The 20,352-nt window shown below is 30.5% G+C and carries 19 protein-coding genes and 1 riboswitch; of the genes, 15 read left to right on the top strand and 4 right to left on the bottom strand.

The genetic code is table 11. The annotated features are described in order from the left end of the window. The first annotated feature begins 42 nt into the window (after positions 1-42). Both helD and RBU61_RS17900 read left to right on the top strand, forming a co-directional pair. Positions 43-2,280, top strand: a complete 2,238-nt coding sequence (gene helD, locus RBU61_RS17895; protein ID WP_308877025.1) for an RNA polymerase recycling motor HelD — start codon at positions 43-45, stop codon at positions 2,278-2,280. 612 nt (positions 2,281-2,892) lie between these two features. After that, complete coding sequence (locus RBU61_RS17900) at positions 2,893-3,501, top strand: GNAT family protein (RefSeq protein ID WP_308877026.1); 609 nt, start codon at positions 2,893-2,895, stop codon at positions 3,499-3,501. Positions 3,502-3,852: 351 nt separating this feature from the next. Here RBU61_RS17900 and RBU61_RS17905 read toward each other — a convergent pair whose 3' ends face one another. Then, positions 3,853-4,608, bottom strand: a complete 756-nt coding sequence (locus tag RBU61_RS17905) for a class I SAM-dependent methyltransferase (RefSeq protein ID WP_308877027.1) — start codon at positions 4,606-4,608, stop codon at positions 3,853-3,855. Between the two features lie 6 nt (positions 4,609-4,614). After that, complete coding sequence (locus RBU61_RS17910; RefSeq protein ID WP_308877028.1) at positions 4,615-5,514, bottom strand: AraC family transcriptional regulator; 900 nt, start codon at positions 5,512-5,514, stop codon at positions 4,615-4,617. Positions 5,515-5,799: 285 nt separating this feature from the next. Between RBU61_RS17910 and RBU61_RS17915 the strand changes: the two genes are divergently transcribed. From RBU61_RS17915 to RBU61_RS17935, 5 genes are all read left to right on the top strand, one after another. Further along, on the top strand, positions 5,800-7,038 hold the full coding sequence (locus tag RBU61_RS17915; protein WP_308877029.1) for a transposase: 1,239 nt from the start codon (positions 5,800-5,802) through the stop codon (positions 7,036-7,038). A gap of 63 nt (positions 7,039-7,101) precedes the next feature. Then, entirely contained in the window at positions 7,102-7,512 is a 411-nt protein-coding gene (locus tag RBU61_RS17920; protein WP_308877030.1) for a hypothetical protein, read from the top strand. Between the two features lie 205 nt (positions 7,513-7,717). Further along, a complete protein-coding gene (locus tag RBU61_RS17925) occupies positions 7,718-9,250 on the top strand; it encodes a YjjI family glycine radical enzyme (RefSeq protein WP_308877031.1) in 1,533 nt (510 codons plus the stop codon). Further along, complete coding sequence (locus RBU61_RS17930) at positions 9,243-10,079, top strand: YjjW family glycine radical enzyme activase (protein ID WP_308877032.1); 837 nt, start codon at positions 9,243-9,245, stop codon at positions 10,077-10,079. The genes RBU61_RS17925 and RBU61_RS17930 overlap by 8 nt, the downstream gene beginning before the upstream one ends. 88 nt (positions 10,080-10,167) lie before the next feature. Then, positions 10,168-10,935 (top strand): DUF975 family protein, encoded by a 768-nt coding sequence (locus RBU61_RS17935; RefSeq protein WP_308877033.1) that lies wholly within the window; start codon positions 10,168-10,170, stop codon positions 10,933-10,935. Between the two features lie 54 nt (positions 10,936-10,989). Here the strand turns inward: RBU61_RS17935 and RBU61_RS17940 are convergent, their stop codons facing one another. Then, positions 10,990-11,772, bottom strand: a complete 783-nt coding sequence (locus RBU61_RS17940; RefSeq protein WP_308877034.1) for a formate/nitrite transporter family protein — start codon at positions 11,770-11,772, stop codon at positions 10,990-10,992. Positions 11,773-12,015: 243 nt separating this feature from the next. Here RBU61_RS17940 and RBU61_RS17945 point away from each other — a divergent pair, with 243 nt between their 5' ends. The 6 genes from RBU61_RS17945 (at position 12,016) to RBU61_RS17970 (ending at position 18,250) form a co-directional block, all read left to right on the top strand. Next, positions 12,016-13,395, top strand: a complete 1,380-nt coding sequence (locus RBU61_RS17945; RefSeq protein ID WP_308877036.1) for an MATE family efflux transporter — start codon at positions 12,016-12,018, stop codon at positions 13,393-13,395. Positions 13,396-13,520: 125 nt separating this feature from the next. Further along, complete coding sequence (locus tag RBU61_RS17950; protein WP_308877037.1) at positions 13,521-13,778, top strand: YkuS family protein; 258 nt, start codon at positions 13,521-13,523, stop codon at positions 13,776-13,778. 326 nt (positions 13,779-14,104) lie between these two features. Then, a riboswitch (cyclic di-GMP riboswitch) is annotated at positions 14,105-14,189 on the top strand. A gap of 117 nt (positions 14,190-14,306) precedes the next feature. After that, complete coding sequence (locus tag RBU61_RS17955; RefSeq protein ID WP_308877038.1) at positions 14,307-14,735, top strand: GAF domain-containing protein; 429 nt, start codon at positions 14,307-14,309, stop codon at positions 14,733-14,735. Positions 14,736-14,762: 27 nt separating this feature from the next. Then, positions 14,763-16,388 carry a thiamine pyrophosphate-binding protein gene (locus RBU61_RS17960; protein WP_308877039.1) on the top strand — a complete coding sequence of 542 codons (1,626 nt, stop codon included), beginning with the start codon at positions 14,763-14,765 and terminating at the stop codon, positions 16,386-16,388. A gap of 11 nt (positions 16,389-16,399) precedes the next feature. Beyond that, positions 16,400-16,786 (top strand): hypothetical protein, encoded by a 387-nt coding sequence (locus tag RBU61_RS17965; protein WP_308877040.1) that lies wholly within the window; start codon positions 16,400-16,402, stop codon positions 16,784-16,786. A gap of 147 nt (positions 16,787-16,933) precedes the next feature. Beyond that, positions 16,934-18,250, top strand: a complete 1,317-nt coding sequence (locus RBU61_RS17970) for a methyl-accepting chemotaxis protein (protein WP_308877041.1) — start codon at positions 16,934-16,936, stop codon at positions 18,248-18,250. Between the two features lie 30 nt (positions 18,251-18,280). Here RBU61_RS17970 and RBU61_RS17975 read toward each other — a convergent pair whose 3' ends face one another. Further along, complete coding sequence (locus RBU61_RS17975; protein ID WP_308877043.1) at positions 18,281-18,778, bottom strand: IS110 family transposase; 498 nt, start codon at positions 18,776-18,778, stop codon at positions 18,281-18,283. 292 nt (positions 18,779-19,070) lie between these two features. On the opposite strand from RBU61_RS17975, the gene RBU61_RS17980 reads away from it, so the two are divergent. Both RBU61_RS17980 and RBU61_RS17985 read left to right on the top strand, forming a co-directional pair. Continuing rightward, positions 19,071-19,613 (top strand): pyridoxamine 5'-phosphate oxidase family protein, encoded by a 543-nt coding sequence (locus RBU61_RS17980; RefSeq protein WP_308877044.1) that lies wholly within the window; start codon positions 19,071-19,073, stop codon positions 19,611-19,613. A 224-nt stretch (positions 19,614-19,837) separates the two neighbouring features. Continuing rightward, entirely contained in the window at positions 19,838-20,350 is a 513-nt protein-coding gene (locus RBU61_RS17985; RefSeq protein ID WP_308877045.1) for a PadR family transcriptional regulator, read from the top strand. Positions 20,351-20,352: the final 2 nt, after the last annotated feature.

Consider the following 20,352-nt stretch of genomic DNA (forward strand, 5'->3'; position numbering starts at 1 on the left):
TAAATAATTTTATTAAATTATTTATTATAAGGAGGTTATATCATGAATAGAGATAATTTTGAATGGAAGGCTGAAGATGAATGGCTGCAAGAAGTACTTGAAGAAGCAGGGAAACAGTATGATAACAACAACAATTTAAAAGAAAAGATTAGAGAAGATGCTATTAGAACACAGAAGGAACTATGGGAGGAAGTAGGTTCAGTTTCCATAGCAAACGGAATGGATCAAATCACAGACTTTATGCAATTTATTAATTTTATGAGGACACAAAAGATAAGCCACGAATCAACTAGAAAAATTCAAGAAAAATACGAGAAGGTACTTTCATCACCTTATTTCGGAAGAATCGATTTTATTGAAGATGTAGAGAATGAGGCGGAGAAATATTATATAGGTCTTTCAAACCTTATTAATGATAATTTTGATTTTCTTGTATATGACTGGAGGGCACCAATTTCTAGTATGTTTTATGATTGTGAAATTGGAGAGGCTAGTTATAAATGTCCTGAAGGAGTAATGGAAGGGGAACTTATACTAAAAAGACAATACAAAATTAATAATGGAAAAATGGAGTATATGTTTGATAGCAATCTTAAGATAGATGATGAAATGCTTCAAGATATTTTGAGTAAAAGTACTGACGATAGGATGAAGGCCATAGTAACAACAATTCAAAGAGAGCAGAACAGAGTGATTCGTGATGAAGAGTACAAAGTCCTAATTGTTCAGGGGCCTGCAGGAAGTGGAAAAACTTCTATTGCTCTTCATAGAATTGCATACCTTCTATATAGATATCGTGATAAGATAACGCCTCGGAATATAGTAATATTTTCACCCAATGAAATTTTTAATGATTATATTTCTAATGTATTACCAGAGCTGGGAGAAGACAATATGTATCAAACTACCTTTAAGGAATATATGCATATGGCATTAGGTGGTGAGTTTATAAAGGAAAGTTATTGTGATATGATGGAATATATTTTAAATTCAAAGAATGAATTAAACTATAAAAACAGAATTACTAATATAATGTATAAATCTACTGTGGAATTTGTAAATATATTAAAATATTATGTGACCTATGTTGAAAAAATAGATAGAAAATTTACAGATATTATTTTTAGAGATATGTTAGTAGTATCATCTAAAGATTTAGAAGAATTATTTTTCAAAGATTATATAAGGCTTCCTCTAAAAAGGAGATTAAAAAAAATTAAGGAAAGAATATTATTTCTTTTAGATCCATATAAAAAAGACAGGATAAAGAAAGTTGTAGGTGAATTGGAGGATACGGGATCATATATAAATAAAATGGAAATATTAAAAGATAGTATCTCTATTGTAAATAATGAAATGAAGGAAATATATAATGAAATAGACAGAATAACAGAGTTTAATTTAGCAGAGATTTACAAGGGATTTTTTGAAAATCTAGAGTTCTTCTGTAGGAATTTAAATATACCATATTGTAAAGAGAAAATTGAAAAAATTAGAAATTATACTATAAAAAATTTAGAGACTCAGAAACTTAATTATGAAGATCAGATTCCCCTTCTATATCTAAAAGCTGCTTTGGGAGATATCCCAAAAACTTCGGATATTAAATATGTTATTATTGATGAAGCCCAGGACTATACGCCTCTACAGTATGAAATATTTTGTCAGCTTTTTGAATCTGCAAATATGACTATACTAGGGGATTTAAATCAATCTATTAATCCGTTTATGAATATAGGAGGTTATAATAATATATCCTATATATTTTCTGAGAGTAACACCTGTATAATAAACTTAACTAAAAGTTACAGGTCTACAAAGGAAATCACTGAATTCTCTAGGAAGCTACTTAATAGTAAATTTGTTGATGAAAGTATACAAAGAAATGGAAATAGACCATTATTAATTGGATTTTCGAAAGAGGAGGAAATAAAGGAGAAAATCCTTAATGATATAAAAATATATAAGGAGAGAGGATATAAATCCATTGGAATAATAACAAGGACTGCAAAGGAAGCAAATGATGTATATGATTTTCTAAAGGATAAGATTCATATTAAGGCCATAATGAAGGATGATGATGACTATGTTAATGATACATTGGTGATACCAGCATATCTTGCTAAAGGATTAGAATTTGACGTTGTGCTTATTTATAATGTAGGAAATGGGAATTACTGTTGTGAAGATGAAAGGCTGCTGCTTTATACTGCCTGTACTAGAGCACTTCATATTTTATGTATATATTATAGCGGAAAGTGTACACCATTGTTGAATTGAAGATAGCAAATAAATATTGCAAGTATATTGACAAAAAGATAATTGTAAGTTATGATACTATGAAATCTTAGTTTAAGGAGGAAAGTAAGCGATGATGATATTAAATTGTTAATATTAATCAAAGATTAATATGTATTTCTTAGAAATTATTGATTTTGCCTAATCTAGGCTTGTTTGTTATGCTTTTTATGGAATTAACAATTTAGAAGGTCACTTACTTAACTATAAATAACTATTATAATGAATTAAAATCTTTATATAGTATAATGTATTGTCTTTGATTCTAAAGCTATACATTTATCCTTATATGATTTTAATATAATATTTTATGCTTGATATTAGGCTATAAGTAGATTATTTCTTCTTATGGCTTTTTTGTTGCTAAAAATTAAATATTACGAATAAGGTAACCTAATATCTAAATTTCCATATAACATATCAAATGAATATAAAAAGATTGGTGGTGATTATATGACCCCCGTTTTGGTGTATACAAAACAATTAAATTGAAGGAAAAGGATATTATTACATTATTAATAGGGGATATGGGGAATTAAAACAGTGCAACTAAAATTCTGTGTCTTGAATACGATAAAAGGAGAGATATTTATTATGAGAGAGATAGTATATGATAATTATTATTGGCAAAATGATTTGGTCAGATTAAGAGCTTGGAGTGCAGATGATTGGAATTGGGATTATTGCACCAATTTTGATAGTGAAACTTTAAGATTAGCAGATTGTGAACTTTCATTGCCACCAACAGTTGTAGCATCACAAAAGTTTTCAGAAAGAATTAAGGATTTTTCAATAACTAATAATAGAACTTATTTCGCTATAGATACTTTAGATGGTACTCTTGTTGGGCGAATAAATATATTACTAGGTGATGAACAACATGGAACTTTTGAAATTGCAACAAAGATTGATAAGGAGTATAGAGGAAAAGGTTATGGTACTGCTGCGATGAGAATAATGCTTAAGTATGCTTTTATGGAAAAAAGATTAAATAAATATTGTGCAAGTATTTTAGAAGGTAATTTAGAATCTATTGCCATGCATGAAAAGCTTGGATGTGAACAAGAGGGTGTGTGTAAGCAGAATATTTATACAAATGGAAGATATCATGATGAAATTCTATTTGGATTAACAAAGGAAGATTACTTAAAAAGATTAATTCTTGTAGAAAATAATATTTGTGATGAAAAGGTTCTAAAATGAAACTACAGTGAGATTTAAATAGGCTATGGGATTTCTGTAGAGGATAAAGAAAAAATAGATATATGTTGGCAGGGGCGAAGCACATATATTCAAAGTTTTTCTAATACAGATGATTTAGGGATTTTCAATAGCCCCGATGACTTTTTTCTTAAATATAATAATACACGCAGCAAGTTAAAAAGATTTTTATTTGATGTTTTAAGAAGAATTAATAAGAAATTAGACTTAATCAGAGGTGGCATTTGTAACTAAACTAGAATCAAGAGATTTCTACCAAGATATTCCTAAAAACATAGAAATGGATAATATTTTAACTGTGAAAGTTATATATTATCCATTTTCCATATATCCTTATCTTCGATATGCTTCAAAGGTGATGACTTGATTATTATCTGTAGGATATATACCAAACTTATAATCAGAGGAGATAGTAATATCCCTAAATCCGACCTTCTCTAAAATTAATCTAAATTCTTCTACGCCATACCATTTTAATGGAAAACGCTCAAGTTCAGTCTGTATCAGTTGGTTCTTATGCCATTTTTCATATCGAAAATGAGAAACTGTATATTGATGAATGAAATTAACTTCTACTAGTGACTCGTTTAAAGTAATTAAATCTTTATTAGGAGTACTCCAAGTTCTTGTTGAAGTACGGCCAACATTAAAATCTGATTGCATGAATATATCAACAATAAGACGTCCACCTACTGAAAGGTGTTCATAGAAACATTTTAATCCATTAATAGCTTCTGTTGAATCTTGTAGTAATAGAAAAGAGCCTGTAGGAATAATAATTGCTTCATATTTATGAGGCAGAGAAAAAGATTCCATATTTTCTTCATAAAGGTCAGCTGTAAGACCTCTTTCTTTACAATGAGATCTGCATAGATCCAGCATTTCAGCAGAGGAATCTATACCATCTACAGTAAATCCCTCCTCTAGCAGTGGGATTAAGATACGCCCTGTTCCTACTGCTGGTTCCAGAATCCTTCCTTTAATACCTTTAAGTCTTTCCGTGTAAAATTCCACATCTCCAAATGAATGGCCAATGGGCTTATCTATATTGTATACTTCTGTGGAAAGCTTACTATAAAAACTAAACATATTGATTTACCTCCTTTTTATTGGAATATAAATATCCATACAGATTTTTTCATATTCCCAAGAATGGCAACGCTCATCATAGAATTCAAAATCGAGCTTGGAATCATCAATTTCATAGCCAGAGTTTGGAAACCATTCTTCTAATATATATTTCCAAGTACCTTTGATTGAGTTTACAAAACTATCATCATCTGAAGCTACAGAAGGAGTTGTGAAGATAGCATAGGTTGCAGCTGGTACTTCAAGTGTACACATTTCATCAGTTGCATAATCAAAGTCAGCTACTTCTATGCCTAATATATAAGAAAACTCATCAGTTTCCATATTTGTATTTACACAAATTCCGTATTCTCCATGTCTAGAAGGGTTCTGTGTTTTATATAAATGTGCTTCCTTACCTTCTATATTACATTGATCCCAAAAGGCAGGAATATCCCTAGAGTGAGCATTATTTCTCAGGGTGGTTTTAAACTCATATCCTACTATTTTAAAAGAATCCCTATTTATTATCTTAGGCTGCATTATAATACCTCCAATTTTATTGGATTTAATTTTTTTCAAATCTACTTTCTGTGGAAAACCTACTGGTGCGTGCAGTCTGTAAAAGCTTGGTGTATATCCAAAACATTTTTTAAAAGCTTTTGTAAATCCAGCATGAGTTTCGAACCCTAAATTTAAGGCAATATCAAGTATTTTTCTATTATTACTAAGTTCAGAAAGAGCATATTGAAGTTTTCGTCTTGTGACATATTCCATAACGGGAATTCCAACGAAACTATGGAAGACCCTATAGTAGTGATAGGTAGAAAAACCTGCAATTTCTGCTAATTTATCAACTGTTATTTTTTCGCCAATGTTATCATCAATATAATCTATGGTTTTTTGGATCAAATCTACATAGTCCAAAGAATCCCTCCTTTAAAGAATTAATTTTCCTAGGATAACTATATATTAACATATTCGCCGATGGAATCCTTTTCCTACTTTGCTAAGATAACAAATACTTAGATTAAATAATATTATTCGATTTTACTTAGGTTTTATCTAGGATATATGCTTTTTTATCAAAAAGGCCAGCAAGAATACATCCACTTCTATAAGTGGGTGATGAATTGCAATAATTGGCAATAAACGCATTGAGCAAACTTCTGTTCTGTGATAAAGTATATTCATAGAATAGAGGTAAAAAAAGTGTATTTAACAGTAAAGCAACAAGTTAAAAACCTTACCAAAGAAGAATATCTAATCTTAAGGGAACTATCTCATACTGCTAAAAATCTATATAATGTAGCCCTATATAATATTAGACAATATTTCTTTGAAACAGGTGAATATCTTAGTTATGGTAAGAATAATCTACTATGTAAAAATAATGAGAATTACAAAATACTAAATAGCAATATGAGTCAACAAATACTAAGAGAAGTAGATGGAACATTTAAATCATTTTTTGAACTTCTCAAACTAAAGAAACTAGGTAAATATAATTCTAAAGTAAATATTCCTAAATATCTTAAAAAAGAAGAATTTTTCACACTAATAATTGGATTTGTTAGACTTAATAATAATAAACTAATACTTCCCTATTCCAATACATACAAAAGGAATCATAAGCCTATCATAATAACAATACCACCAATATTAAAAGATAAAGCAATAAAAGAGATTAGAATAGTACCTAAACTATCTGGAAGGTACTTTGAAATTCAATATACCTATAAGGTAGAAGAAGAGCAAAGGGAATTAAATAAGCAAAATGCACTTTCAATAGATTTAGGAATAAATAATCTGGCAACCTGTGTAACCAATAAAGGCAAATCTTTCATAGTAGATGGAAATAAACTTAAATCCATAAACCAATGGTATAACAAACAAATGGCTAAATACCAGAGTATAAAGGATAAACAAAGAATAAAAGGGATAACAAAATATCAAGTAATAATTACTAAAAAGAGAAATAATCAAGTCAATGACTATATAAATAAATCCTGTAGATATATAATTAATTACTGTATCAATAATGATATAGGTACAATAGTCTTAGGATATAACGAAGATATACAAAATAAAATAAATATAGGAAAAATCAACAATCAAAGCTTTGTAAATATCCCTATAGGAAATATAAAAGATAAGTTAGACTATCTATGTAAACTATACAATATAACCTATATAAAACAAGAAGAAAGCTATACATCTAAAGCAAGTTTCTTTGATAAAGATGAAATACCAACAATAGGAGATAAAACCTCAAGGGACTTTAGTGGAGAAAGAATAAAAAGAGGACTATATAAAACAAGTACAGGTACTACCTTAAATGCAGATGTAAATGTAGCACTAAATATATTAAAGAAAAGTAAAGTTGTGGATCTAAGAATCCTATACAATAGAGGCGAAGTGGATACGCCTAAAAGAATAAGGATAGCTTAGCTATCAAACTTCTTCGGAAGCTCCAACTTCTATAAGTGGTGAGTAGTTCACATTGATAAAAAAATGCAGAAAGGAGCCCTAACGGAAATCACCTATTTATTTGCTCCCCAAAAAATAGTTCATGCTTGGTCTGAAGTGTATTTCAATGATGAATGGATAGCTCTAGAAGGTGTAATCATTGATGAAGATTATCTTAATCAAGTGAAAGATAATCTTTATAACTTTAATAAGGGATATATAGGTTATGGGATTTCTGTAGAGGATAAAGAAAAAATAAATGTATGTTGGCAGGGGAGAAGCACATATATTCAAAGCTTTTCTATTACAGACGATTTAGGCATTTTCAATAGTCCAGATGATTTTTTTCTTAAATATAACAATACCAGCAGTGAATTAAAAAGATTTTTATTTGATGTTTTAAGAAAGCGAATTAATAAAAAATTAGATTTAATCAGAGGAGGTATTTGTAACTGAGTCTCTATTATCAAATTTTTAAATGTAAGAGCATGAATAAGATCAGGTAAAAAATTTTAATCACAAGATAAAGATTTTAACAATAACTAACAAACCGCTTGGATTCCACAAGTGGTTTGTTATGTTATTAACTCCCCTTTTACATTTCTTTTATTTATTATATAATAAATAAAAGAAATAGTAATCTATTTATGGAGGTTATGAAATGGAAATTTTCGATAAAGTTGAAGATATAAAAAAAGAAGTTATGAATACCATAGAAAATCAATCCTTAACATATGAACAGCAAACTTACAGATTATCAAAAATTGCAGAAAATGTTATGGATTATCCTATATTAAAGAATGATTTATTCTATGAAATGTATAATAAGGGAAAGATATGTGACTTAGACGAGGGGCACGCTCCTTATGCTCCTAGATATATATTACCTGATTATGAAAAGCTTTTAAGAGAAGGTTCAGAATTCTTAAGACTTACTCCTGCAAAAAATTTAAGACAGGCTATAAATAGCCTTTTAATATTTTATCATCATGTTCCAAGTATAACAAGATTTCCAGTATATATAGGATCTCTTGATACACTTTTAGAACCATTTGTAGATGAAGTAAATGATGATGTCATAGAAGAAATCAAACTATTTTTAATTCAATTAGATAGAACTATAAATGATTCCTTCTGTCATGCAAATATTGGACCCTATGAAACAAAAGTAGGAAATATTATTTTAGATATTATTGGTGAATTACAAAATGTAACGCCAAATATGACACTTCTGTATGATTCAGAAATAACTCCTGATAATTTTGCTGAAAAGGCAATTAAGGCTTCATTAGATTCTGCAAATCCAGCCTTTGCAAATTTATCATATTATAAAAAAGACTTCAATGGCATTCCTTTCGGAATTGCAAGTTGTTATAATGCTTTGCCAACTACAGGTGGTGCGTTTACACTATCAAGAATTAGACTAAATAAAATAGCAGATGATTCTAAAGACATAGATGATTTTATAAATAGAGAGCTTCCTAAAGTTGTAGACACTTTACTGCATTTTATGGAAAGTAAGATTGACTTTTTAGTAAATAAGACATCTTTTTTCGAAAGCAACTTTTTAGTTAGAGAAGGATTTGTCAAGCTTGAAAACTTTGTAGGGCTGTTTGGAGTTGTAGGGCTTCATGAATGTATTGAAACCCTATCAGCTAAAGAAGGTAAGACTTTGGTGCTAGGTACTGATAAAGAAGCTAAAGAATTAGGAGTAAAGATTATGGATCAGGTAGAGGAACTGGTAAATAACTTTACTTCAAAATATTCACCTGTATGGAACAATAAATTTATGCTTCATGCCCAAGTAGGAGCTGCCAACGATAAAGGCACGACGGCAGGTACAAGAATCCAAATTGGTAAAGAGCCTGATATATATCAACATATTAGAACAGCTGCTAGACTACAGCAATACTTTCCATCAGGAACAGGAGATCACTTTCCTTTTGAAAGTACAGCAGAAAAAAATCCAAAGGCTATTTTAGATATATTTAGGGGAGCCTTTAAACTAAATATGAGATATATTTCTTGCTATAAAGAGGATGGAGACCTTATAAGAGTCACAGGTTACCTTGTGAAGAAATCTGACCTTGAAAAGTTTAATAGGGGTGAACAAGTATCCTATGACACAGTTCAATATGCACAAGATCCGCTGAATGAATATGGAATTTTAGAGAGAAAGGTGCAAAATGTGTAAGACAGCCACTATTAATAAGATAATACCAATGTCTCTAGTTGACGGGCCTGGAAATAGAACAGCTATATTTTTCCAAGGGTGTAATTTTAATTGTAGCTATTGTCATAATCCTGAAACCATAAAAAAATGTATTAATTGTGGAGTATGTGTTAGTCATTGTCCAGTTGGAGCATTAAAGATGATTGATGGAAAAGCAATTTGGGACGAAAATAAATGTATAGACTGTGATACCTGTATTAAGGTTTGTCCCCATGGTTCTACTCCAAAGACCCATGAATATACAGTAGATGATCTTATGGAGAAGATAGAGGAAAATATTCCCTTTATAGAAGGAATAACTACAAGTGGTGGAGAATGTACTCTAAATTTTGAATTCTTAGAAGAACTTTTTACTAAAGTCAAATCCTTAGGACTTACAAGCCTTGTAGATACAAATGGATTTATTTCTCTTAAAAGCCCAATAATGGACGGATTAGTTAAGGCGGCAGATGGATTTATGCTTGATATAAAATCCATGAACGAAGATGAGCATATTAAATTAACTGGAAGATCAAATAAAACTGTAATTGAAAATGCAGTATACCTTGCTAGTATAGGAAAACTACAGGAAATTAGAACCGTTCTTATTGAAGGACATAAGAATAGAGAGACTGTAGAGAATATAACAAAGCTTTTGAAACCTTATCCTAATCTCACCTATAAACTAATAAGCTATAGACCCTTTGGTGTAAGGGAAGAATTTTTAGAATTAAAATCCATAGGGCAAAAAGAAAAAGAAGAATTAAAAGAAATAGTCATAGCAAATGGAATAAAGGTTATAGATTGTTAAAACAATCTATAACTTTTAAAAAACTGTCTCTTTTCCGCATAGTTTACATATAATAAGGGTAAGTATAAACTGGGAAAGGGGTGATTTTATGTGGAATAGAGAATATATTAAGAATTATGCTAAAGAATTCTTAAGGAAACACTATTGGAAGGCTTTTCTAGTGTGTCTTATCGTATCCATCCTAAGTGGAGGTAGCAATGGTGGTTCATCAAGACATTCTGAGAGGAACTACCAGGAACAAACAATCTATGAATTTAGAGATCAAACTGTATTTGAAACTAATAATCCAGTAATAAACTTTAGCTTGAGAAGATTAGGAAGAACACCTATATTTTATTTAGTATGGGGAAGTGCTGCAATAGTAAGTATTGGACTGATTTTACTATTGATAACTGTAGGATATAACCTTGAAGTAGGTCTAAAAAGATTTTTCTTAAAAGGATTTAAGGATGATGTCAATGTAAGAAGTCTATTTTCTACATTCAATTCTTTGGAGTATTTTGATATTATAAAGACACAGTTTTTAAGAAGTCTATATAATTTATTATGGTATTTTGCTTTAATAATTCCTGGCATAATAAAATCATATGAATATAGTATGGTACCATATATTTTAGCGGAAGAGCCTAATTTGCCATCAAATGAAGTAATAAGGAGAAGTATAGATATGACAGATGGACATAAATGGGATATGTTCGTACTGGATTTATCTTTTATAGGCTGGTATATTTTAGGTTTATTTTTCTTTGGTATAGGTGAAATCTTTGTAAATCCTTATAAGGAAGCTACCGTGGCAAAATTATATAATATTATATCTGGAAATGATGAAATAGATGGTATGGAATTGTTGGAATAGTTGTTTATAAATATCTTACTAATATTTATAAAATAATAGGGTAAAAATACCCTATTATTTTTCTTTAGCTGGAACAATATAAGTAATATAATAAACAGTAGGTATTATTATTGCACCACCAAAAATGTTTCCTAAAGTTACTGGAATTAAGTTTGAAATCCAAATATCTAACCAAAGGGATTTCAGTCCTGCAAACTTAGCTAGAGGTATAAAAAACATATTAGCTATACTATGTTCGAATCCACACAGGACAAACAACATTATAGGAAACCATAATGAAAATGTTCTAGAGATAATATCCTGTGCTGAAGCTGATATCCATACTGCAAGGACAACTAATATATTACAGAGTATTCCTCTTATAAATGCACTCTGAAAACTTAAACTCATTTTACCAACTCCTACACTAAGGGTTGTATCTAATACAGGACCACTTACTAATTGGGATTTATATATTAAGCAAGCTAAAGCTATGGAGCCAAGAAAGTTTCCTAAATATACTAATGACCAGTTCCTCATTAGCCCTTTGAAAGATATTTTTTTATCCATTAGAGCCATGGTCATTAAGTTATTTCCAGTAAAAAGCTCACTTCCAGAAAAGACTACTAGCATAAGACCTACAGGAAAAACTGCACCACTTGAAAACTTTTTTAATCCAATATCAATATTTCCTAAGGTTTGACTAATGACAATAGATGCAAAGGCACCAAGACCAATATAGGCGCCAGCCATTATTCCTAATATTAATAGTCTTACTGTAGATAAACTAGCTTTTGTTTCGGCAGAAATAATAATTGCTTTTGCAGTTTCAGAAGGTGCAAGAAATCTTTTTTCCATTTATATTACCTACCTTCATATAATAATAGGATTATTTAATACAAGTATTTTTCCACTAAAGGTTAAAATAATACTAAAATAAAAATATGAGAATAAAAAGTATTAATGTTGACAGATAATAAAAACTAATATATACTATCATGGGCAGTTTATACTAAATACACAATAAAAATTAAAGCAGATGGGCAGCTTTCAATACCCATTTGCTTTTTTGTGTCTAAAAATAGGAGGATGACGACATAAATGAAAAAGACATTAAAGAACAAGCAGTTTTTTCTCGCTATTCTTACATTGGTTATACCTATAACTTTGCAGAACTTAATTAGTTCATCATTGAATATGGTTGATAATTTAATGATTGGGAGACTAGGAGAAAGCTCAATTGCGGCAGTTGGTTTAGTTAATCAATACTTTTTTATATTTACTTTATGTTTATCAGGGATTAATGCTGGAGCAAGTATATTTATGTCTCAATTTTGGGGCAAGAAAGATAGTTCAAATATAGGAAAGATGTTAAGGCTAGATATAATCTTAAGCCTTATAGCTTCAATTATATTCTTTATTCCGGCAGTATTATTTCCAAGAGAAATCATAAGCATATTTACTAGAGAAATTGAAGTTGTAAATTTAGGAATTAAATATCTTAGGATAATATCTATAACCTTTATACTTACTAGTATTACTCAGGCTTACTCTACTGTATTAAGATGTATAGGAATAGCAAAACCACCTATGTATGGAAGCTTAATTGGAGTAATAACAAATGTATTTTTAAACTGGGCATTGATATTTGGACATTTAGGATTTCCAGCAATGGGAGTAGCAGGAGCAGCCATAGCTACAAGTATTGCTAGAATTATGGAGATGATATTTGTAGTTATTAGTGCCTATAGATCTAACTCTATTGTCTTTAATAGAAATAGGGATAATCTATCCTTTGATATTGAGTTTGTAAAGATGTATTTTAAAACTTCTTATTCAGTAATACTTAATGAATTAATATGGTCAATAGGATTATCTGTGTATTCAATTATATATGCTAAAATTGGTATTCGTGAAGTAGCCAGTATGCAGATAGCCAATACCATAAACAATATGTTCATGGTTCTATCCATAGGATTAGCTAGTGCCGCTGCAATTATGGTAGGAAACCAAATAGGAGCTAAAAAGGAAAAGTTAGCAGTTGGATATGCAACAAAGCTAGGTATATTAGCTCCTATTGTAGGATTAATATCAGGAATATTATTATGGATGGCTGCACCAATAATTGTAGGATTATTTAAAATTAATAAAGATACATTGGATATTACCATTTCGGTACTAAGGATTATGGCAGTTTTTGCACCCTTAAGATTTTTCAATGTAATTATGATAGTAGGTATATTTAGAGGTGGTGGAGATACTACTTATTCCATGTTAGTTCAACTTGGAACCGTTTGGTGTTTTGCAATTCCAGCAGGATTCATATCAGCAGTATATTTCAAAATGCCTCTAGAAAAGGTATTTTTAATAATAACTTTAGAAGAAGTAGTTAAGATATTTTTCGAAGCCAAAAGACTTAAATCTAAAAAATGGATAAGAAATGTAGTGGAAGACATAGAAAATATAAGTATAGCTGCATAAACGAAAAGTACTCCTTTAGGGAGTACTTTTCGTTTATAGAATAACTAATATATACTGTGAATCAATAAAATATCTAGAGTATATTATATTAGGAATTGTACAAAATAAACCATGAGGTGATGAATATGAAAAAGATTGGTATAGAAAAAGGATTAACCAATGTGGCAGGTTACTTAATTAAGTCAGGATATACAGTTGAATCTTTAAGTGGTTCAATAGATGAAAATATTAAAAAGCTAAGTGGTTTAGATGCAATAGTAACAGCAGGATACAATACTGACATGATGGGAATCAGTGATACAGAAACTAATGCACCAGTAATAAATGCTAGAGGATTAACTCCAGAAGAAGTAAAGAATAGGTTAGACCAAGAATTGAGATAAATAAAAGATGAGTTGTCTTAAAATAAAAAACAACCAATTAAGAGAAGATAGCATAAAATTATAAAAAATATTAAAAACGAATTCTCCAGAATTCGTTTTTAATATTTTTTTATGGAAAAAGGAAGAATAGAAAAAGACTCCAGCAAAACTCCAATATTTATTAAGACTTAAGTCCTGATTTTTAATTATTTAGCTTTTAAAACCCCAAAATTCGAATAAATTACTCATTTTATAAGAATTTTACAAGAAATACATATAATATTACAAAATTTTACATATTTTGGTAATTTTTTATGGTATAATCTCTTTAATGACAAAAAAGTACAACATTAACAAGGCAAACTTATTGAAAGATAAGGACGCAAAGCTATGGGTCTAAGGAATTTGTTCTATGACTGCCAAGCTGCTAAGTTTTGCTATGGAAGATGGATAGCATGTCTTAGTGGCTATCTGTCTTTTTTATTGCAGATTTCTATTATATCTTGAAAATTCCTTATGATCATATTTATAAGAAATGGAGGGAAGAAAATGCAAGAAAAGTTTCTGGATGAATTATTTGAAAAAATACAAGATACAACAGGTATTGAAGATATTGGATATCATGAGATCAGAGATGGCAGGCTTCACCCTATTTATAAGACTAAGACGAATGCATTAGCTATGGAACAATGGAAAAATATCCATGCTAAAAATGTAGTCTATATAGAAGAACATAAGATACTCATGAAGATCGCAGAAGAAAAAGAACCTATTGCAATTTCTGATGTAAATAGAAATGAACTTTCTTCAAATGCTTTTTTCCTATTTGGTATAGATAGCATCCTAGTAGTCCCTGTAATGAAAAGTGAAACTTTGGAAGGGATTATATGTATAGCTTCTATTGGACAACCTCATGAATTTACTTTTGAGGAAATAAAAAAATGTGAAACTTTAATTAAAGATTATATGAATAGATAAAAATATAAATTAAGGAGGTAGCATCATATGAAAATTGCTAATGGAGTCATGGAATACTTAGAACAAAATCAGGTAGAATATATTTTTGGTATGTCGGCAGGTACTGTAAGTGCTCTCTATGATGCGATGAATGATGTAAGCATTAAACCTATCATTACTAAGAATGAAGCAGGGGCAGCTTATATGGCTGCGAAATATGCAAGTATTTCTGGAAAGATGGGAGTTTGTATTGCTGCTGGTGGTGTTGGGACTAACAATATGGTTAATGGTATAGGTGATGCAATGCGATCTAAGGTACCTGTTCTATTTATAACAGGATATGTACATAGATGGCAGATTGGAAAAGGCGCTATTCAAGAACTAAATACAGAACAAATATTAAAACCTATTACAAAGTATAGTAAAACCGTACTTGATGAGAATTGTGTACTGTCTACATTAAAGGAGGCTATGGAAATTGCTTTAACTCCTCCTATGGGACCTGTTCATGTATCTATACCTATTGATATACAGATTTCTGAGCTTATTGAGTCAATGCCTGAACAAGTAGCAATTCCTCAAGTTATGTTTGATGATGAGTCCATAGATAAAGCTATAGAAGTCATAAACGGAGAAAAAGATGGAATTATTATGGTGGGAAGGGGTTGCAGAGGGCTATCAGAGCAAGTAAAGGCTCTAAGTGAAAAATTACAGTGGCCTATAATTACAACACCAGAAGGAAAAGGCGTTGTACCTACAGATTTTTATTTGAACTTAGGTAACTATGGATTTTCGGGAACCGACTCGTCTACAGATTATGTAGAGGATGGACCATCTACTTGTATTTTGGTATTAGGCTCTAGTTTGGGTGAGTCTGCTACTCGTAACTATAATCCGGTGCTAGTAAAGGATAAAAAAGTTATACACGTAGACTGGGATAAAAAAGAGTTAGGAAAAGTTTTCAAAACAGATGTAGAGGTTTACCATGACTTGGAGAAAGTTATTCCAGAATTGATAAAAGGTGTAAATACAAAAAGTAGGTCATTTGAAAGACCTTTAATAAATGGACCGTACGTTCAAAATCATACTGGTCTATCTATTAGACTACTTTTAGAAAAAATTACAGAAATTTTACCTAAAAATACTTACTATGTTTCTGACATTGGAGAATATATGAACTTTTTATTTAAATATCTTCCAATACGATCAGGTGGAGATTTTGATATTAGCTTGAACTATGGAGCTATGGGCTCTGGGGTTGCAGGTGTTGTAGGCGCACACTTAGCAGAACCAAATAAACCTATGGCTATATTTACTGGAGATGGTTCATTCTTCATGAATGGAATGGAAATTCTAACAGCAAAGGAATATAAGATGCCAATTATTTTCATTGTTATTAATAACGCAATGCTTGGATATGTTGAGCATGGACATAAATTTCTATATGGAAGGACTGTGGAAGGATTTAAACAGCAAAGAATTTCTATTAGCAGTATGATGAATGCTATTGGAATAAAATCCATAGAGGTTTCCACCATGGAGCAGTTAGAGAATATAGGGGATTTCGTAGAAAACTTAGACGGTCCTTGTGTAATTGAACTAGTTACCGACGGGAGTGAACCAGCTCCTGTTGCAGATAGATTCAAAGCTTTAGGAGAAACTAAAAAAAATTAGGAGGAGAAATTATGTTAATTCAAGATGCAAAAGGTATGTATAAAATCAAGGTAGATACTACGAGAAGGATAGTGTATGAGTATGTTACAGGAATGTGGCAAGCAGAAGACTATAATAGAATGCATAATGAATACACTACCAAAATAGGACCTCTTCTTGGAGGAAAACCTTGGGCTAAGATAAGTGAGTTGAAAAACTATAAAACTTCAAATATCACAGATGAAATTAATAATCATGTTAGTTGGTCTACAAAAAATGGATTAGCGAAAGCAGCTATTGTAGTGGAAAGTAGTATTATTAAGATGCAGATGCAAAGAAGTGGTGCAGGACTTATGAAGCCAGAGATTTTTACAGATGAAAAGTCTGCTGATGATTGGTTAAAAAGTCAAGGTTTCTAGAATAAGTCTATTTTCAAAGAAACTGAACTTACACAGATTATGTTGCTAAGTTCAGTTTCTTAACGTATCTTTAAAAAAGAAAAAAGACTTTAAATTTTGTATATGATTCTAGAACATGGTAAGTTAAGAATAAGGAGAGAAGAGGCCATGAAGGGAACATTAAATAAATTTAAGAGCTTGATCAAAAAATGCAAGCAAGGGAATTTTAGCATTTTAGGGAAGTTTATTTTAGTATCTTTCGGAACTTCCGCACTTGGAAATATAATAGGCATATTGTTGCACAAAACCATAGGAAAAATGATGCAAATGCCAAGTTATTTTGGAGAGATTTTATTCACAGTAATAGGTATATTGATAGGTATAGTATTATTAGTAATCTGTATGAAAAAAATGTTATTGAATCCTCTAAAAGAACTTGGTTTGGGGATGACACAAATATCTGAAGGAAACTTTGATATAGAAGTAGAAGTAAAATCCACTGATGAAGTGGGAAAGCTTATGGAAGAGTTTAATCAGATGGTTGAGAATATGAAGAAACCAATTAAAGACATTCAAGATCCGTTAGATATTCTAATAAAGATGTCTGAAGGATTGAATAGTATCTCAGAGCAGACTAATATAGCTACCCATGAAATAGCCAAGACTATGGAAGATGTAGCTAGCAATGCTATGGATCAAGCAAGTAATGCAGAAATATGCGTTTCTGCCATGGAAGAGCTTGGCAACACCATGGAGAGTATTAGTAAGAAAACATCAACAATGAATGAATTTGCCCAGAAAGCCAGCGAAGACAGTAAGTTGGGGTATAAAATAGTCAATTTATTGACAAATAAGTCAGAAGAAAATAGTCAGGTAACATTAGAGGTAAATCAGATAGTACAAAATGTAGATAATAGTATTAAACATATAGGAACTATTACAGAAGTAATTAAGCAGATTGCAAGTCAGATTAATTTACTGGCATTGAATGCTGCCATTGAATCAGCAAGAGCAGGAGAAGCAGGAAGGGGATTTGCTGTAGTTGCTGACGAAGTAAGAAAATTGGCAGAGCAGTCTTCTAAAGCTGTGAATGAAATTGAGGGTTTGATATCGAATATACAACAAGAGTCTAATATTGCTGTAAATGCAATGGAACAGGTAATATACACAGTAAAGGAACAAGATGAAGCTGTTCATGAAACAGAAAAGGTTTTTGATGATATTACTTATTCTATCGATGCCTTACTTGAAAAAGTTGTAGAAGTAAAAGAGCATAGTGAAGAAATGATTAATATGAAGTTTATTGTTACGGAGGCTATAGAAAATGTTTCTGCTATCTCACAGGAAACTGCAGCAGCTACCGAGCAAGTTTCTGCTAACAATGAGGAAAATTTAGCTTCAATAGAAGAAATATCTTCTCATTCAGGAAACTTAAATGAAGTAGTTAATACCATTAAGGTATCTATTGATAACTTCAATATCTAGTAGATAAACTTGTAAATTAAAATACAACTTTTACGAAATCCTAGTAAAGATTCTACTAGGGTTTTTTAATTTATAATATTTAATTGAAGAGGAAAAGTTTTTAGATTTTTTAGTTTTTTCTCTAAAACGACATAGGCTTTTTAGGCGAATTGAATCAATATCATCCTGAGTAAAAATCCTATGGTTGTTTAAAATCATTGATTTAATGATTAAGATAGTATCAACCTTATCAGTCTTAGTTTTACGAATATTTGACTTTCTTAAAGTAGCAGTCTGGATAGGGTTGATAACAGCAATATGATAACCCATATTGTAAAGATAACAAATAAGGTTTTCTCCATAATGAGAAGTTGATTCAAGTCCAATTAGAAGAATTTCATGATTAAAGGTCTTGAGCTTGGACACTAACAAAGAGAAACCTTCAGAATCATTAGTAAACCCAAAAGGTTGAATTAAGACTTCACCACCAGCGGTCATAGCAGCGGCAAAGTGTTTTTGTTTGGCAATATCAATGCCAACATAAATCATAGAACCACATCCTTAAAGATAAATTGACAACTGTTTTGGTCCACCTAGTCTTATTCTCATAGCCTTGCGGGAGATAAAAGTTTAAAACTTATCCAACTATAAATGATTTAAATAAGACAGTTGCAATACACTCCCTCGAATAGTCAAGCTATAGAATTTTATAAAAAGTCCACAGTGTCTAATTCAATTATAGCGGATAATATTAATAAAAAAGAAAGGAGAGTATGATTTTAGTCGTTGACTATATCATACAAGGGATTTTATGAAGGAAATGAGAAGGAAGGATCGAAAGATGGATGATAATTTTGCCTATTCCATCATAGATAAAGCTGAATTTGGAACCTTAGCTACTATTGATGAAGAAGGAATTCCTTATTGTGTTCCAGTTTCTATTGCTAGATGTGATAATAAAATATATATCCATTCTGCATATCAAGGCAGTAAAATAGAAAATATAAAAAGAAATTCTAAAATATGTATGTCTTTTGTTGGAGATGTGAATGTCCCACCGCCAGGACCTACTGGAGAATTAGAAAAAGCTATGGAAGACCCCAAAACATTTAGAAAAATAGCCAGTCAAAAATTTACCACTGAATTTGAATCAACGGTAGTTTTTGGTAGGGCTAATATTGTTGAAGATGAGAAAGAAAAAATCTTAGGCCTAAGGTTGTTATCAGAAAAATATAGTCCTTGGAATATGCCGTATTTTGAAGCAGCTATTGAAGGGTCTTTAAAGGTTACTTGTGTAATACGTATTGATATTGAAAGAATTACCGGAAAAAGAAAGAAGTATGATGAAGATGGTGTAGAGATGAAATGGTGTAGAATGGAGTAATATAGGTAAAGTTATAAATATGTTTTTGAGATTATCTTATTGCCATAAAAATGCTAAATATATGTTTAGCATTTTTATTTTTATAAGGAATAGGAAAGGTCTGCTTTAATACTTAATATCAAGAGCTTAACCTATAAATTTAATATATTATATTGACTTTTAGCATATATAGCTATATGATATATATCGAAACGATATAGTGACATTAAGGAAGGATGATGCTAATGATAAAATTCATAATTTTAGGTTTTTTAACATATAAAAACCTCACAGGGTATGATATAAAGCAAATTATGATTCAAAGTACATCAAATTTTGCTAATGCAAGTTTTGGAAGTATTTATCCTGCATTAAATAAACTAGAGAAAGATGGTTTAATAAACTCTACTAAGGTTATAGAGGATGGAAAATACAAGAAGGTATATTGTATCAATGAAGCTGGAAATGATGTATTTATTAAATGGCTAGAAGAACCTGTAGATTTTATGAGATCTTATGAAGATATTCTTGCTAAAATATTTTTTTATGAGAAACTTCCAAAGGAAAAAGCTTCAAAACTTATAGAGCAGTTAATTGAAGATATTAATAAAAAGTTAGAGGAACTTGAAAGTCTTGAAGCTGAGATTAGGCATAAGGCAGGGTATTTTGAAATATCAACACTTTATTTTGGTATAGATCATTTGAAATTTATGGCTAGTTGGTATGAAAAATTCTTAAAGGATTTAGATAATAGATAAGG

It is taken from the genome of Tissierella sp. MB52-C2 (assembly GCF_030931715.1).
Lineage (GTDB): Bacteria > Bacillota > Clostridia > Tissierellales > Tissierellaceae > Tissierella.

Coding starts and splice junctions, on each gene's coding strand:
- RBU61_RS17970 (WP_308877041.1), top strand. CDS start 16,934: ATGAAGGGAACATTAAATAAATTTAAGAGCTTGATCAAAAAATGCAAG.
- RBU61_RS17955 (WP_308877038.1), top strand. CDS start 14,307: ATGCAAGAAAAGTTTCTGGATGAATTATTTGAAAAAATACAAGATACA.
- RBU61_RS17900 (WP_308877026.1), top strand. CDS start 2,893: ATGAGAGAGATAGTATATGATAATTATTATTGGCAAAATGATTTGGTC.
- RBU61_RS17975 (WP_308877043.1), bottom strand. CDS start 18,778: ATGATTTATGTTGGCATTGATATTGCCAAACAAAAACACTTTGCCGCT.
- RBU61_RS17930 (WP_308877032.1), top strand. CDS start 9,243: ATGTGTAAGACAGCCACTATTAATAAGATAATACCAATGTCTCTAGTT.
- RBU61_RS17950 (WP_308877037.1), top strand. CDS start 13,521: ATGAAAAAGATTGGTATAGAAAAAGGATTAACCAATGTGGCAGGTTAC.
- helD (WP_308877025.1), top strand. CDS start 43: ATGAATAGAGATAATTTTGAATGGAAGGCTGAAGATGAATGGCTGCAA.
- RBU61_RS17980 (WP_308877044.1), top strand. CDS start 19,071: ATGGATGATAATTTTGCCTATTCCATCATAGATAAAGCTGAATTTGGA.
- RBU61_RS17935 (WP_308877033.1), top strand. CDS start 10,168: ATGTGGAATAGAGAATATATTAAGAATTATGCTAAAGAATTCTTAAGG.
- RBU61_RS17905 (WP_308877027.1), bottom strand. CDS start 4,608: ATGTTTAGTTTTTATAGTAAGCTTTCCACAGAAGTATACAATATAGAT.
- RBU61_RS17925 (WP_308877031.1), top strand. CDS start 7,718: ATGGAAATTTTCGATAAAGTTGAAGATATAAAAAAAGAAGTTATGAAT.
- RBU61_RS17940 (WP_308877034.1), bottom strand. CDS start 11,772: ATGGAAAAAAGATTTCTTGCACCTTCTGAAACTGCAAAAGCAATTATT.
- RBU61_RS17945 (WP_308877036.1), top strand. CDS start 12,016: ATGAAAAAGACATTAAAGAACAAGCAGTTTTTTCTCGCTATTCTTACA.
- RBU61_RS17920 (WP_308877030.1), top strand. CDS start 7,102: ATGCAGAAAGGAGCCCTAACGGAAATCACCTATTTATTTGCTCCCCAA.
- RBU61_RS17960 (WP_308877039.1), top strand. CDS start 14,763: ATGAAAATTGCTAATGGAGTCATGGAATACTTAGAACAAAATCAGGTA.
- RBU61_RS17985 (WP_308877045.1), top strand. CDS start 19,838: ATGATAAAATTCATAATTTTAGGTTTTTTAACATATAAAAACCTCACA.
- RBU61_RS17965 (WP_308877040.1), top strand. CDS start 16,400: ATGTTAATTCAAGATGCAAAAGGTATGTATAAAATCAAGGTAGATACT.